Below are 15,177 nucleotides of genomic sequence, written 5' to 3'. Positions count from 1 at the left end.
GATGACGTTCAAATCAGTGTCACGCCGGCATCGCGCATCCGGCCCAGCATCCTCTCCACGGAGCCGTTGAGATCGATGCCGCGGCAGGCGTCGAGCCGCACGGACGTCTCAAAACCGAGCTTGACCGCGTCGAGCGCCGAAAAGGCGACGCAGAAATCCGTCGCCAGGCCGACCAGGGTCAGCGTCTCGATGTTCCGATCCCGGAGATAGCCGGCAAGGCCGGTCGGCGTCGTCCGGTCGTTCTCGAAGAATGCGGAATAGCTGTCGATCGCAGGACGGAACCCCTTGCGGATCACCAGCTCGGCCTTGCTCCAGGCGAGGCCCGAATGGAAATCCGATCCCAGGCTGCCCTGGATGCAGTGATCCGGCCACAGCGTCTGGTGGCCATAAGGCACGTCGATCGTTTCGAACGGTTGCTTGCCGGGGTGGCTGGAGGCAAAGCTCGAATGGCCGGCAGGGTGCCAGTCCTGCGTCAGCAGGACGTGCTCGGTCCGCCGGATCAGGTCATTGACCAACGGCACGATTTCGTCGCCACCGGCCACTTCAAGGGCGCCACCCGGGCAGAAATCGTTCTGCAGGTCGATAACGACAAGCGCTTCGTCGGCCATGGAGCCTCCTTATTTTCTTGGTCTTGAGCTTAGGCTCCAATGAAAACGCGACCGGACGCAGAAACTTGACCAGATGGCCGGCTGCGTCAACCTCTCATGGCATAACAAATGCGTTCCGGGTGCACCGGTGCCAACAGCCGTGCAAACTCTGGCTTTGACAATTCCTGCCGGCTTGATATCATTTGCATACGAATGAATTTCCTGTCTTGAATGCTCGGGAAAATCTTTCGGCAGGATCCCCTCTCGGGAAGCCCATTCTGGGAAGGCAAAGCGTGATCCGTTACGCAAAACCCACCACGGTCGACGACGCCCTCGCTTTGCTGGGCGAAGGGCAATGGCGCATCCTCGCCGGCGGCACCGACTTCTATCCGGCACAGGGCAGCAAGCCTTTCCGCGACAATATCCTCGATATCAATGGCCTGGTGGCATTGCGCGGCATTGCCGAAGCCGAAAACCACTGGCTCGTCGGCGCGCGCACCACCTGGACCGATCTCGTCCGCCATCCTCTGCCGGCGGCTTTCGACGCGCTGAAGCAGGCGGCGCGGGAAGTCGGCTCGGTGCAGATCCAGAACGTTGCCTCGATTGCCGGCAATCTCTGCAACGCCTCGCCGGCCGCCGACGGCGTGCCGGCGCTGCTGGTGCTCGATGCCGAAGTCGAACTGCGTTCCGCTGTGGCGACCCGGCATCTGCCCCTTGCAGAATTCATCCTCGGCAACCGTCGCACCGCACTGCAGCCCGGCGAAATGGTCACGGCAATCCGCATTCCCAAACCCGCGACCGCCGGCAGCTCCGTCTTCGTGAAACTCGGCGCGCGGCGTTATCTCGTCATCTCCATCGCCATGGCCGCCGCACGCCTGGCTGTCGAAGATGGTATAGTCAGGAACGCGGCCGTCGCCGTGGGGTCCTGCTCGGTTGTCGCCAGGCGCCTGGCGGGTGTCGAGGCGGCGCTACGCGGCCGGCCCGTCGGCCACGCGCTGGCCACTGCGATCCAATCCGCACCGATGGACGAGCTGTCGCCGATCGGCGACGTGCGCGGCAGCGCCGAATATCGGCTGGACGCTGCGCGCGAGATCGTCGCCCGCGCCGTGCTTGGTGCGATGGGCGCTGTTCCCGACGAAAGGGCGGCGGCCTGATGGGCATGGAGCGCGCCGACATCGCCTTCGAAGTCAACGGCGCCGCCGTCAGCGTTTGTGTGTCGCCGGTGCGGCGGCTGTCCGCGGTGCTGCGCGACGAGTTGCGGCTGACCGGCACTAAGATCGGCTGTGATGCCGGCGACTGCGGTGCCTGCACGGTGCTGGTCGACGGCGAGCCGGTCTGCGCCTGCCTGATTCCCGCGGCTTCCGCCTCCGGCACCGTGGTGACGACCGTCGAAGGCCTCGCCAATGGCCGGCTGTCGGGGCTGCAGGCCTCGTTCCTCAGACATGGCGCAGCGCAATGCGGCGCCTGCACGCCCGGCCTGCTGGTCGCCGCAACGGCACTCCTGGACAGGACGCCTTGCCCGAGCGAGGCCGAAACGCAGGATGCGCTGGGCGGCGTGCTCTGCCGCTGTACCGGCTACCGCAAGATCGTCGCCGCGGTGATGGATGCTTGGCGCCACGCCGACGGCCTCGATCAGCGCATGCCATCCTCTGGCCATGCCGTCGGCTCCTCCCCGATCCGCCTCGATGGCCTTCCGAAAGTCACTGGCGGCGAAAAATTCGGCGGTGATTCATTCCCGGCCGACGCATTGTCGGTGCTGGTGGTCCGCTCGCCGCATTATCATGCCGCTTTCACTTTTGGCGATCTCGGCAGCTGGGTGAAATCCCGTCCTGGCATTGCCGGCGTCTTCACCGCCGCCGACATTCCGGGAAAGAATTGTTTCGGCGTCATCGCGCCCTTCGCCGACCAGCCGGCGCTGGCCGAAGGGGTTTCGCGCTTTCGCGGTGAGGCGGTGGCGCTGGTCGCCGGCGAACGCGAGGCTATCCTCGATCTCGACCTTGCCGATTTCCCTGTCAGTTGGACCGAGTTGCCGCATTTTCTGGAAACTGGCGAAGCGCAGGCCGGCGGTGCGCAACTGGTCCATGAAAACCGGCCCTCGAACCTGCTCACCTCCGGCTTCGTCGAGCGTGGCGACCCCGAAGCCGCGCTCGCCGGTGCGGCTTTCGTCGTTTCCGGCGCCATCGACACCTCCTATGTCGAGCACGCCTATATTGAACCGGAAGCCGGCTATGCCTTCATGGACGGCGACACGCTGGTCGTCGTCGCCTGCACGCAGGCGCCCTATATGGACCGTGACGACACGGCAAAAGTGCTCGGCCTTGCCCCGGAACAGGTGCGCATCGTGCCGACCGCCACCGGCGGCGGCTTCGGCTCCAAGCTCGACGTCTCGCTGCAACCGCTCATCGGCCTCGTCGCCATGAAAACCGGCCGGCCGGCGGCGCTCGCCTACAGCCGCACCGAATCGATGATCTCGACCACCAAGCGCCATCCGGCTCTGATGAGAGCGAGCATCGGCGCCGATGCCGACGGCCGTGTCACCGGCATGATCTTCGCCGGCGATTTCAACACCGGCGCCTATGCCAGCTGGGGGCCGACGGTCGCCAACCGCGTGCCGGTGCACGCCTCCGGCCCCTATGCCACGCCGAACTATCGCGCCGAAGGCCGCGCCATCCACACCAACGGCCCGATTGCCGGCGCCTTTCGCGGTTTCGGCGTACCGCAGGCGACGATCATGCAGGAGACCCTCTATGACGAGCTAGCCGACAAGCTCGGCATGGATCGGCTCGACTTTCGCCTGAAGAACTGCCTTCGGAACGGATCCGAAACAGTCACCGGCCAGCGGCTCGAGTCGGGCGTCGGCATCGCCGACTGCCTCGAGGCCCTGCGCTCACATTGGCGGCGTGCCCTAACTGACGCCGACGCGTTCAACGCCCGTAGCAGCAGCGAAAAAAAACGCGGCGTCGGCGTCGCCTCTTGCTGGTACGGCTGCGGCAACACCTCGCTGCCCAATCCGTCGACCATCAAGGTCGGCATCTCGGCATCGGGCGAAGTCGTGCTGCATCAGGGGGCGGTCGATATCGGGCAAGGTTCGAACACTGTCATCGCGCAGATCTGCGCCGACGCGTTGGGTCTTCCGCTTGAAAAGCTGCGGCTGAAAGGCGCCGACACGGCGATCACCCCCGACGCCGGCAAGACATCGGCCTCGCGCCAGACCTTCGTCACCGGCAAGGCCGCCGAAAAGGCCGGCCGCGCCTTGCGCGATGAGATCTTGCGTTTCGCCAATGTCTCGGAAAAGGCGGCGATTGCGCTGGACGGCACAAGTCTGAGCATCGGGGAAGGCGAAGCGACGCGCCGCATCGATCTTTCCTCGCTGAAGGTAGACGCCGAAGGCTTTGTCTTCCGCGCCGAGGAAAGCTACGACCCGCCGACGCTGCCGCTCGATGCCAAGGGCCAGGGCAAGCCTTATGCCGTCTATGGCTATGGCGCCCAGATCGCCGAACTGGAGGTCGACCTCAGGCTCGGCACCGTGAAGCTTATAAAAATCACCGCCGCTCACGATGTCGGCAAGGCCATCAACCCTTTACTGGCAGAGGGCCAGATCGAGGGTGGCATCGCCCAGGGCATCGGCATGGCGCTGATGGAGGAATTCATCCCCGGCCGCACCGAAAACCTGCACGATTATCTGATCCCGACGATCGGCGACGTGCCACCGATCGAGACCATCCTGATAGAAGTTCCGGATCCGGAAGGACCCTTCGGCGCCAAGGGTTTGGGCGAGCATGTGCTGATCCCGACGGCGCCGGCGATCCTCAACGCCATCCGCCACGCCACCGGTGTGCTGGTCACCAAAATTCCGGCGACGCCGACCCGCATCCGCGCCGCCATCCTCGACAAGGAGGCGCGCCGATGAGCGAGCTTGCCGAACGCTTCGAGACACACGATCCCGGCGAGAAGCTGGTGGCCGAGAAGATCCGCTGCGATGCCTGTCCGGTCATGTGCTACATCGCCGATGGCCGCACCGGCGCCTGCGACCGCTACGGCAATGTTGGCGGCAGGATCGTGCGGATGGATCCACTGACCATCCTCGACCACGCGGCCGAGACCGGCGCCGCAATCGTACCCTTTGCCGAAGAAGGCGAGGCATGGGACGGCGAACTGGTCAACACCGGCCGCCGCTTCGTCACCGCCATCGGCGCCGGCACCACCTATCCCGATTACAAGCCGGCGCCCTTCATCGTCAGCCAGGAGGTCGAGGGCGTCGATCTGGTCACCGTCGTCACCGAGGGCATCTTCTCCTATTGCGGCGTCAAGGTGAAGATCGACACCGACCGTCATATCGGCCCCGAAACGGCGACGGTCCGTGCCCAAGGCGAGGCGATCGGCCATGTCACGACCGGCGAATACGGCTCGCAGATGCTGTCGCTGGGCGGCGTACATCATTTGACCGGCGGCTCGAAGGCTGAAGGGCGCGCCACCTGCGACGCCATGCTCGCCCTGTGCAACCGCAAACCGGTTGAACTCGTCATCGACGGCGGCGCCACCGTCATCGTCGAAGCCGGCAAGCCGCCGGTCATCGACGGCAAGCTCGAGCAGCGCATGCGCGTCGGCTGCGGTTCGGCTACCATAGGCATGTTCGCGACCCAATGGCGCGGCCTTGTCGACGAGGTGGTGGTGGTCGATGACCACATCACCGGCGTCGTCTCCGAGCATCAGGCCGGCAAGGTGCTTGGCTGGCAGGATACCGGCATCAAGATCATCGGCCGCCGTTCGACGCCGGGCCGTTATTTCAAGGTGTCGGAGCCCGGCCTCGGCTGGGGCGGCACCAGCATTTCCGACCCGCTGTCGATCCTTGGTGAATGGAACGCCAAAAAGGGTGCGCGCCCCGGCATGTCGCTGCTGATGGTCTCGACCACCGGCGAGCAATTCGCCTATTACGAGCTCGACGACGAACTGAAGCCGGTCCAGAAACCGTTCCCGGAGCGGCTGCGGAAGTCGGTCGAACTGATCGAGGACAATTGCGAGCCGGCGCTCTGCACCGTGCTTTTCGTCGGCGGCGCCGGCGGCTCGCTGCGCGCCGGCGTCACCGAGAACCCGGTCAATCTGACCCGCTCGGTGCAGGGCTTGACGACCTATGTGACGGTCGGCGGCGCGCCGGTCTATGTCTGGCCGGGCGGCGGCATCACGCTGATGGTCGACGTCACCCGCGTGCCGGAAGGCGCCTTCGGCTATGTGCCGACCCCGGCGCTGGTGGCGCCGATCGAGTTCACCATGCGCCGCGACGATTATGTCAGGCTTGGCGGCTACGAAGGCGAAATCCGCAGCGTCGACGATATCCTGGCCAAGGGCGGCGAATATCTCAATCCGCGCCGCGGCACGGCCGCACCCCGTGACAATCCCTGGCCGCCGCTGGCGCAGTTGCGTCGCGCGGCCGCAAACGGGGCCGGGCGATGAACGGCCCGCAGGCGCATTGGCTCGAGGACGGCCGGAGGCTTCACCTCAATCATGGGCCGATCGACCTGATCGTCGAGGCATTCGGCGAGGCGAGTGAATGCAGCGCCGCATATCGTCAGGCAGTGGCGCGCTTCCAGACAATCCTGCCCGAACTGGTCGAAGAGTTGCCCGAACTGCGGCGCCCGGCCGCCTCGCGGCCACGTGCTTTCGCTGGCCCGACGGCGCGCCGCATGGAAGCGGCGGTCGTTCCGCTAGCGAAACAATTCATCACACCGATGGCGGCCGTCGCCGGCTCGGTAGCCGACGAAGTGCTTGGCGCGCTGCTTGCCGGCCGCCGGCTCGAGCGCGCCTATGTCAACAATGGCGGCGACAGCGCGATCTATCTCGGCCACGGGCAGTCGATGACGCTTGCCATTGCCGGGACAGGTCATGGGTTGGTAGATCGTCTCACGATCCGCCCCGAAGACGGGATCCGCGGTGTCGCGACAAGCGGCTGGCGCGGCCGCTCCTTTTCGCTGGGCATCGCCGACGCGGTCACGGTGCTGGCGCGAACGGGTGCTGAAGCCGATGCCGCCGCGACCTTGATCGCCAACGCCGTCGACCTGCCCGGTCATCCGGCCGTTAGGCGCGTACGGGCGCGCGATCTCGCACCTGACAGCGATCTCGGCGACCGTTTGGTGACGCAGGGCGTGGGGCTGCTTTCCGCCGCTGAAATCGCTATTGCGCTGGAAGGCGGATTTGCCGTTGCCGAGGAGTTTCGGCGGCGCGGCCTGATTGCCGCCGCGGCGCTTTTCCTCGGCGGTCAGGCGCGCATCGCAGGTCCGATGGCGCTCGCCAATAAAGTTTTAGAGAGGGAAATTGCTCATGCCTGAGTTTCCGATCCGCAAGATCGCCGTGCTGACCGAAGAGATTTTTCACGAAGGCGGGCCGGTGGCGAAGGTGCCGCGGCGCCGTGCCGCGGCAATGGCTGTGGTCAAGAACCCGTTCGCCGGCCGTTACGTCGAGGAACTGCAGAGCGCCATGGAGGATTTGAAGCCGCTCGGGCTGCTGCTCTCCGACAGGCTTATTGCCGCATTGGGCGGCGACGTCAAACAGATCGACGGTTACGGCAAGGGCGCCATCGTCGGCATGGCGGGCGAGCTGGAGCATGGCGCGCTGTGGCATGTGCCGGGCGGCTATGCCATGCGCGAACGGCTCGGCGACGCCAAGGCGATCGTGCCCTCGGCGAAGAAGGTCGGCGGCTTCGGCGCGCGGCTCGATGTGCCGCTCGGCCACATCAACGCCGCCTATGTGCGCAGCCATTTCGATGCCATGGAAATCGGCATTAGCGATGGCCCCCGTCCCGACGAGATCCTGTTTTGCCTCGCCATGACCTGCGGCCCGCGCGTGCACGACCGCATGGGTGGGCTGGCGGCCAAGGACATTAAGGCATGGGATGGGCTGCGGTGAGCGCCGAGGACAATCTGCTCGAGCTGGTCGAGGCCGAGGAGCCTGACGAAAACGACTATCGCTTGCAGGAGCAGGTCGGCTTCATCCTGCGCAAGGCGCATCAGCGCCATGTCTCGATCTTCGCCGCACACATCGCCGATCTGACGCCGCCGCAATTTGCCGCTTTGGCCAAATTGCGCGACGTCGGCGAGACCTCGCAGAACCAGCTTGGCAGCCTGATCGCCATGGATGCGGCCACCGTGAAGGGCGTCATCGACCGGCTGAAAGCGCGTGGCTTTGTCGAACTTAGCAAACACGAAATCGACAAACGGCGCCTGCTGGTCAATCTGACCGCCGAGGGGCGCGACGCGATCGAGCGGCTGATTCCGCTTGCCCGTGAGATTACGCAGGAAACGCTGGCGCCGCTTTCCGCCAAGGAAGCGGCCATTTTCATGAAGCTGCTGGCCAAGCTGGCTTAATCTGCTGCCTGCCGGCGTTTGGTTGTTGTTCCTGCCGGGCGCTGAACGCCCGGCAGGAAAGCCTCGTCTCAGAGGCCGTTGTCCTTCAGGATCTGGGCGGCATTTTCCTTGGTGATCTTCTGCGTCGGCAGGGTGATGGTCTTTTCCACCTTCTCCCCGTTCAGGAACTTGATCGCCTGCCGCAGCCCTTCGGCGCCCGGCGTCACATAAGTGAACGTCGCCGTCAGCTCGCCATTGGCGACCAGCTGCACGCCTTCATTGGGCAGGCCGTCGATGCCGATGAACTTGATGTCCTTCTCACGTCCGACGTCCTTGGCGGCAAGATAGGCGCCATAGGCCATCGGATCATTGTGGCCGTAGACAAGATCGATTTTCTCGTTGTTGCGCAACGCCGTCGCCATGATGTTGTAGGCCTGGTCCTGCTTCCAGTCGCCCGACTGCTGGTCGAGCAGGTATTTTATGCCTGGCTCCTTATCGGTGAATTCATGGAAGCCGTCATGGCGGTCGTGTGCCGGCTGGGTGCCCATGCCGCCCCAGATCTCGACGACGTTGCCGGCGGCCTTGCCCTTGCCGCCAAGCAGCTCGACGGCATATTCACCGGCAGCCCGGCCGATCAGCTTGTTGTCGCCGCCGACGAACTGCGTGTAGTCGTTGGTTTCGACGTTGCGGTCGAGCACGAAGACCGGGATCTTGGCATCGATCGCCTGCTGCACGACACCGGTCAGGCCGGCGGATTCTTTCGGTGATACCAAGAGCGCATCGACCTCCTGACGGATAAGGTTTTCGACATCGGCGACCTGCTTCTCGGTCTTGTCCTCGCCGTCGGTGATGATCAGCTCGACTTCCGGATGCTTGGCCGCTTCGGCCAGGATGTCCTTGTTGAACTGGGCGCGCCAGGGTTCGATGGTCGTCACCTGCGAGAAGCCGATCTTCCACTTCTTGTCCTGCGCATGGGCGCCGCCGGCAAGCATGGCGGTCGTGGTCAGGAGTGCCGCTGTCAGCCCGGCGAGCTTCAACAATTCACGTCGTTTCATTTCTTGTTTCCTCCAATATTCAGAGACGCGGTCTCTTGCGACGGCCGCTTTGCCGCGGCCGTTTCCTTGTGCGCTTGCCCGCCGGGCAGTCGCAGATAGAAGAGAAGATCACCGGCACTGCGCTCCTGTACGAGCACGGTACCGATGATGATCATCCCCTTCAGCACCAGCTGAAGGTTCGAATTGATGTTGTGCAGTTGCAGGATGTTGGAGAGCAGCCCGAAGATCAGCACGCCGCAGAACGTCCCGGTGAGGCTGCCGCGTCCGCCCATCAGGCTGGTGCCGCCGATGACCACGGCGGCAATGGCGTCGAGCTCCAGCCCGGCGCCGGCGTCCGGCTTGCCTTGCCGGTACTGCGCGACATAGAGCACCGCCGCGATGCCGGCCAGCAGCCCTGACACGGCATAGGTGGCGATCTTCACGCGGCCTGCGGCGATGCCCGACAGCCGCGCCGCCTCCTCATTGCCGCCGATCGCATAGACATAGCGGCCGAACGGGGTGAAGCGCAGCACGGCGCCGTAGATCAGGATGGCGCCGAGGAAGAACAGGCCCGGCATCGGGATCACGCCGAATACCAGAGAGCGCAGCATTTCGAAATCGGCGGTGGCATTCGAGCCGGTGTAGACCGGCAGCACCGCATTGTTCTGGCCGGCTGTCAGCCGGGCGATGCCGAGCGCAGTGACCATCATCGCCAGCGTCACGATGAAGGGCTGCAGCCGCCCGGCGACGATGATGAAGCCGTTGAGCGCGCCGAACAGCAGGCCGACGCAAGGCGCCACCAGCAGCACGCCGAGCACGCCGAATTTTGAGCCCACCTGCGGCAGCAGGAACCACAGCACCAGACTGCACAGGATCACCCCGACAATGCCGGGCGTCACCAGCCCGCGAACGCTGTCCAACCTGATGTCGTGCGTGGCCTGCGCGCCGGCGCGGGATTTTTCGATGTTCAGCAGGATGAAACGAGTGACGAGAATGCCGAGGCAAAGGGCTGCCAGGGCAACTGTCGGCACCCCCAGCACCACCGCCGGCGTCACGCCGGGGACCGTCAGCAGCATGGCACAGACGACCGTGCAGATAGCCATCAGCGAGCCGACGGAAAGGTCGATACCGCCGGTGATGATCACCGCAGTCATGCCGGTGGCAATCAGCCCGGTGGTCGACACCTGGCGCAGCACATCGAGCAGGTTGCCGTAGGACAGGAAGATGTTGTTGCCCTTGGAGCTGATCGGCGAGCCGAGCACGCCGATCAGGAAGATGGCGATCAGGCCCCAATAGAGCTTCGTCCGGGACAGGATATGCAAAATGCTCATGCGGCAGGCCTCGTCATCGTCCGTCGCGGCGCCGCAAGCCGCATGATGGCCTCCTCGCTGGCTTGCGCGCGGGACAGGATTCCCGTCTGGCGGCCGTCGGCCATGACCAGGATACGGTCGGAAAGATGCAGCAGCTCCGGCAATTCCGAGCTGATGACGGCGATTGCCAGCCCGTCTCGCGCCAGCTTGAAGATGAGATCGTAGATTTCCCGCTTGGCACCGACATCGATGCCGCGCGTCGGCTCGTCGAGCAGCAGCACCCGCGGCCTCGTCGCCAGCCATTTACCGATGACGACCTTCTGCTGGTTGCCGCCGGACAGCGTGCCGGCCGGCTGCTCGACGGTCTCGCAGCGAATTCCGAGCGCCTTGACGGCGTCCCGTGCCAGCCCTTGCTCGCCGGCCAGCGAGCGCAGGCCGAACCGCGCCAGCGCGCCGACCAGCGGCAGTGCGACATTGTCGGTGATCGAGGCCTCGAGATGCAGGCCTTGCGTCTTGCGGTCTTCGGTGACCAGGGCGATGCCGAGCCGGCGTGCGTCGCGCGGCGAACGGATTTCTACTGCCTCGCCATCGAGCCAGATCTCACCGCCGGCACGGCCGCCGCTGGACCCGAAGATGGTTTCCAGGATTTCGGTACGGCCCGAGCCCAGCAATCCGCCGATACCGAGAATTTCTCCGGCGGCAAGATCGAAGCTGACGCCGTCGAGCACGGTGCGCCAGCCATGGCGATTGGGCTTCGACAGCGACAGCTCGCTTACGGAAAGGACGGTGTTGCCACCGGGAATGCGGTGTTCCTGGGAGGAAGCAAGCAGGTTTCGCCCGACCATCGCCGAAATTATGGCGTCTTCGTCGAGCTTGTCCATCGCCTGCGTCAGGACGTGGCGTCCATCGCGAAACACGGTGACGCGGCTGGCCAGATGCATAACCTCGTCGATGCGGTGCGAAATGTAGACGATCGCCACGCCGCTGTCGGCGAGCTGGCGGATGATGCGGAACAGCCGCTGGCATTCGGCCGGCGAAAGCGCCGAGGTCGGCTCGTCCATGATCAGAATGCGCGCCGACATCGACAGCGCCTTGGCGATCTCGACCAGCTGCTGTTCGCCGACGCGCAAGGCACCGACGCGCGCATCCGGGTCGAGCTCGATGCCGAGCCTTTGCAAGAGCGTTCCGGCGGCGCGGCTGCTCGCCTTGCGGTCGACGATCAGTCCGGCGATCAGCTTCTCGCGGCCGAGAAAAATGTTGTCGGCGACGCTGAGTTCGGGGACGAGGTTCAGCTCCTGGTGGATGATGGCGATGCCGGCGCGCTCGGCTTCGCGGACGCCGGTAAAGCGCACCGGGTGGCCATCGATACTGACCGTTCCGTTATAATCCGTGTAGACGCCGGACAGGATCTTCATCAGCGTCGACTTGCCGGCGCCGTTCTCGCCCATCAGCGCATGGACCTCGCCGCGCCGCAGTTCGAAGCCGACATCGACAAGCGCGGCGATACCGCCGAAGGACTTGGAGATGTGCTCGGCGCTCAGTACGACAGCCGAGCCGTCCGCCATAACGCCTTGCGCAGGGATGGAATTGCCGTGCTGCATGACAAGGACGGCCTCCCTCCGTCGTCACCGAACACCTCAAACGCTAATCTAAACGTTTCGATCATGTCAAGGCAATATCTGGAGCCTGAGATTGTTCCATTTCAATTCTTGCGCAAAATCATAAGATTCCGTACGTATTGCTACCGTGGAGTGGTGAAACGTTTCGAAAATGACAGCGTCAGGACGAAAAAAGCAGCGCAAATTCACTGCTCCGACTATGCTTCATGTGGCCGAGGCCGCGCGTGTTTCCGTGGCCACCGTATCGGCGCTGATCAACGGCACCGCGACCGTCAGCCCCGAGCTCAGCCAGCGCATCGAACAGGCGATCCGCGACATCGGCTACAAGCGCAACGCCATTGCCCGCAGCCTGAAGATGGGCACCACACGCACCATCGGGCTCACCGTCCCACACATCACCAATCCGTTCTTTACCGACGTCGTTTCGGTCATCCAGCAGGCTTTCGACAGGGCCGGCTACGCCGTCATGCTGTGCTGCACCGACGAGCACCTGAACACGCAGGACGACCAGATCAGGCTGCTGCTCGACCGCATGGTCGACGGACTGATCGTCGCGCGTGTCGGTGACGGCGCGATCCTCAAACGGATTGTCGACGACGCCAATGTGCCGGTCGTGCTGCTCGACCGTGTTTGCCAGGGTGTCGACACCGATGCCGTCGTTCTCGACAATCAGCGCGCGGTGTTCGACGCCATCACTTACCTGATCGATCTCGGCCATCGGCGCATCGGCTACATCTCCGGCTCGTTCGATATCTCGCCGATGCATGACCGCATGGCGGGATACCGCGAGGCCCTCCAGGCCGCCGGCCTGCCGGCCGAGACCGAACTCGTCCGCTTCGGCAACTTCCACGAAGTCGATGGCTACAACGCAACCATGCAGCTGCTTTCGCTGCACGACCGGCCGAGCGCCATCTTTTCGGCCAACAACCCGATGGTGATCGGCACCATGAAGGCCATTCGCGATATCGGCCTGTCCTGTCCGGAGGATATTTCGGTCGCCTGCTTCGACGATTTTCCGTGGTCGGATGTGTTCCGGCCGCAATTGACCACGGTCGCCCAGCCGGTGCAGGCGATTGGCGAACAGGCGGCCAATCTGCTGCTCGACCGGCTCGCCGGAAACAGGGATGCGCCGCCGCGCAAACTGACGCTCAAGGGACGCTTGATGATCCGCAATTCATGCCGTCCGCCAGGTGCGATCGCGCAGAGCGTCAGCGCGTAGCGCTTGGGCTCTGTTCAGAAACTTTGCAATGCCGGACGGACAGCGCTCCCTCTGTCCTGCCGACCCCGGGCCTTCGCAGCCACTACGGGCGTTCGTCTTTCGAAAACCGAGCAATTGAAGGACGCGGCGCCGATCGAGCCAAGTGGCCAACAATCAGCCAGCCGACAGTCAGGAAAATCTTGGCAATCGAAGCATGTCGGTTTAGGAATATGACGAGATGCGGCTGATCGCCCACACGGGCGCCGGCTTGAGTCATGCGCGTGAGATCGATCCTAATCGGGCTGGTACTTGCTGGGATGGTCGCATTCTTCGGCTGCACCACCGGCGGCGCATTAAAGACTTTCCCCTCGGCCTATGGCGGCCTCACCGACGCCGGTTTTCGCGTTCCGCCGGTTCCGATCTACAAGGTTGACCAAAAGTTCCGTCGGCAGACAGTGCCTTATGCGACTGAAGAGGCGCCGGGCACCATCATTGTCGATACAGGAGCGAAGTTCCTCTACTACGTGTTAGGAGACGGTCAGGCACTGCGCTACGGCATCGGCGTCGGCAAGGCGGGCTTCGAGTGGCATGGCACTGCTCACGTTGCGAGGAAGCGCGAATGGCCGGATTGGAGCGCGCCGTCCGCCATGATTGTACGCGAGCAGAAGCGAGGCCGCATCATACCGGCCCATATGGAGGGCGGACTCGTGAACCCGCTCGGTGCGCGGGCGCTTTATCTTTTCAACGAGAAGGGTGACACTGGATATCGCCTGCACGGTAGCCCCGAATGGTGGTCCATCGGCAAAGCCGTGTCTGCGGGCTGCATTCGCCTCATGAACCAGGACATCATCGATCTTTATGACCGCGCCACAATCGGCACCAAGGTGATCGTTATTTAGTGGACGCCGCGTTTCCCGCTAACGGACGAGCATGACGGATCGAAAACCTCCGCGTAAAACGCGCGAAATGTTCGCTATGTCTTCGCACACCTGTTCGCGATGTTCCCTGCCTAAGGCCGGCCTTGCCCGCAACAGTGGCAAGTGGCGAACCAACTCTCAGGCAGCTTCCGACAGCGATTTGTGAGCGTCGGCCAGGATCTCGAACGAGCGCACCCGCGCCGCATGGTCGAAAATCTGCGCTGTGACCATCAGCTCGTCGGCCCCTGTGCGGCGCACAAACGCCTCGATGCCTTGCCTGACCGTTTCCGGGGAGCCGACGACGGCGCAGGAAAGCGCTTGGCCGAGCATGGTCTTGGCCATTGGATCGAGGTCGCGCTCATATCCTTCGACCGGCGGCGGCAATCGGCCGGGCCGGCCGGTGCGCAGATTGACGAAGGCCTGCTGCAGCGAGGTGAACAACAGCCGCGCCTCGGCATCGGAAGGAGCGGCGAAGACGTTGAGGCCGAGCATCACATAAGGCTTGTCGAGCTGCTCCGAAGGCTGGAAACGCGAGCGGTAGATCTCCAGAGCATGGTCGAGCTCGGCCGGCGCAAAATGCGAGGCGAAGGCGTAGGGCAGGCTGAGCATGGCGGCAAGCTGCGCGCCGTAGAGGCTGGAACCGAGAATCCAGATCGGCACCTTTTCGCCTTCGCCGGGCACCGCGCGGATGCGTTGGCCGTCTTCGGCCGGCTGGAAATAGCCCATCAGCTCGACGACGTCCTGCGGGAAATTGTCGGCGCCAGCGTCGAGGTTACGGCGCAGCGCCCGTGCCGTGGCCATGTCGGTGCCGGGCGCCCGGCCGAGGCCGAGATCGATGCGGCCGGGATGCAGAGCGTTAAGCGTACCGAACTGCTCGGCGATGACCAGCGGCGAATGATTGGGCAGCATGATGCCGCCGGCGCCGACGCGTATCGTATTGGTGCCGCCGGCCACATGGGCAATGACCACCGAGGTGGCGGCGCTGGCGATGCCCGGCATATTGTGGTGCTCTGCCAGCCAATAGCGCCGGTAACCCAGCCGCTCGGCATGACGGGCGAGATCGAGCGAATTGGCGAGTGACTGTGAAGCGTTGCTGCCTTCGACGATCGGCGACAGGTCGAGAACGGAAAGAACGGTCATCGGCGCGGGTTTCCTGTGGGCCGAAGGGATGTAGG

The 15,177-nt window shown here is 64.3% G+C and carries 13 protein-coding genes; 8 read left to right on the top strand and 5 right to left on the bottom strand.

From position 1 onward, the window contains the following. Positions 1–8: 8 nt before the first annotated feature. Complete coding sequence (gene pncA, locus NKI70_RS13210) at positions 9–608, bottom strand: bifunctional nicotinamidase/pyrazinamidase (protein ID WP_352697255.1); 600 nt, start codon at positions 606–608, stop codon at positions 9–11. Between the two features lie 272 nt (positions 609–880). Here pncA and NKI70_RS13205 point away from each other — a divergent pair, with 272 nt between their 5' ends. Genes NKI70_RS13205 through NKI70_RS13180 form a run of 6 tightly spaced genes read left to right on the top strand, consistent with a single transcriptional unit; the run spans position 881 to position 7,945 of the window. Next, positions 881–1,741 (top strand): FAD binding domain-containing protein, encoded by an 861-nt coding sequence (locus tag NKI70_RS13205; RefSeq protein ID WP_352697253.1) that lies wholly within the window; start codon positions 881–883, stop codon positions 1,739–1,741. Next, on the top strand, positions 1,741–4,497 hold the full coding sequence (locus tag NKI70_RS13200) for a molybdopterin-dependent oxidoreductase (protein ID WP_352697251.1): 2,757 nt from the start codon (positions 1,741–1,743) through the stop codon (positions 4,495–4,497). The genes NKI70_RS13205 and NKI70_RS13200 overlap by 1 nt, the downstream gene beginning before the upstream one ends. Further along, complete coding sequence (locus NKI70_RS13195) at positions 4,494–6,038, top strand: 6-hydroxynicotinate reductase (protein WP_352588604.1); 1,545 nt, start codon at positions 4,494–4,496, stop codon at positions 6,036–6,038. Before NKI70_RS13200 ends, NKI70_RS13195 begins: the two co-directional genes overlap by 4 nt. Beyond that, positions 6,035–6,910, top strand: coding sequence for a UPF0280 family protein (locus NKI70_RS13190; RefSeq protein ID WP_023676967.1), 876 nt, complete (start codon positions 6,035–6,037; stop codon positions 6,908–6,910). The genes NKI70_RS13195 and NKI70_RS13190 overlap by 4 nt, the downstream gene beginning before the upstream one ends. Then, positions 6,903–7,487 (top strand): amino acid synthesis family protein, encoded by a 585-nt coding sequence (locus tag NKI70_RS13185; RefSeq protein WP_023676966.1) that lies wholly within the window; start codon positions 6,903–6,905, stop codon positions 7,485–7,487. Before NKI70_RS13190 ends, NKI70_RS13185 begins: the two co-directional genes overlap by 8 nt. Next, positions 7,484–7,945: a MarR family winged helix-turn-helix transcriptional regulator gene (locus NKI70_RS13180; RefSeq protein ID WP_023676965.1), complete on the top strand. Its 462-nt coding sequence runs from the start codon at positions 7,484–7,486 to the stop codon at positions 7,943–7,945. Before NKI70_RS13185 ends, NKI70_RS13180 begins: the two co-directional genes overlap by 4 nt. Positions 7,946–8,013: 68 nt before the next feature. Here the strand turns inward: NKI70_RS13180 and NKI70_RS13175 are convergent, their stop codons facing one another. From NKI70_RS13175 to NKI70_RS13165, 3 genes are read right to left on the bottom strand one after another with little or no spacing between them, the layout of a single operon-like run. Then, on the bottom strand, positions 8,014–8,979 hold the full coding sequence (locus NKI70_RS13175) for a substrate-binding domain-containing protein (RefSeq protein WP_254815861.1): 966 nt from the start codon (positions 8,977–8,979) through the stop codon (positions 8,014–8,016). After that, positions 8,976–10,289, bottom strand: a complete 1,314-nt coding sequence (locus NKI70_RS13170) for an ABC transporter permease (RefSeq protein ID WP_023676963.1) — start codon at positions 10,287–10,289, stop codon at positions 8,976–8,978. Before NKI70_RS13170 ends, NKI70_RS13175 begins: the two co-directional genes overlap by 4 nt. Then, a complete protein-coding gene (locus NKI70_RS13165; RefSeq protein ID WP_352691417.1) occupies positions 10,286–11,869 on the bottom strand; it encodes a sugar ABC transporter ATP-binding protein in 1,584 nt (527 codons plus the stop codon). Before NKI70_RS13165 ends, NKI70_RS13170 begins: the two co-directional genes overlap by 4 nt. 217 nt (positions 11,870–12,086) lie before the next feature. Between NKI70_RS13165 and NKI70_RS13160 the strand changes: the two genes are divergently transcribed. Both NKI70_RS13160 and NKI70_RS13155 read left to right on the top strand, forming a co-directional pair. After that, positions 12,087–13,106, top strand: coding sequence for a LacI family DNA-binding transcriptional regulator (locus tag NKI70_RS13160; protein ID WP_023676961.1), 1,020 nt, complete (start codon positions 12,087–12,089; stop codon positions 13,104–13,106). Between the two features lie 254 nt (positions 13,107–13,360). Further along, positions 13,361–13,984 (top strand): L,D-transpeptidase, encoded by a 624-nt coding sequence (locus NKI70_RS13155; RefSeq protein ID WP_352634783.1) that lies wholly within the window; start codon positions 13,361–13,363, stop codon positions 13,982–13,984. A 156-nt stretch (positions 13,985–14,140) separates the two neighbouring features. On the opposite strand, the gene NKI70_RS13150 is transcribed toward NKI70_RS13155, so the two are convergent. Further along, positions 14,141–15,142 (bottom strand): LLM class flavin-dependent oxidoreductase, encoded by a 1,002-nt coding sequence (locus NKI70_RS13150; protein ID WP_352634785.1) that lies wholly within the window; start codon positions 15,140–15,142, stop codon positions 14,141–14,143. Positions 15,143–15,177 lie beyond the last annotated feature (35 nt).

This window comes from Mesorhizobium sp. M0500 (assembly GCF_040321165.1).
In the GTDB taxonomy this organism is placed as follows: Bacteria; Pseudomonadota; Alphaproteobacteria; order Rhizobiales; family Rhizobiaceae; genus Mesorhizobium.
This window is presented reverse-complemented; position numbering and strand designations above follow the sequence as displayed.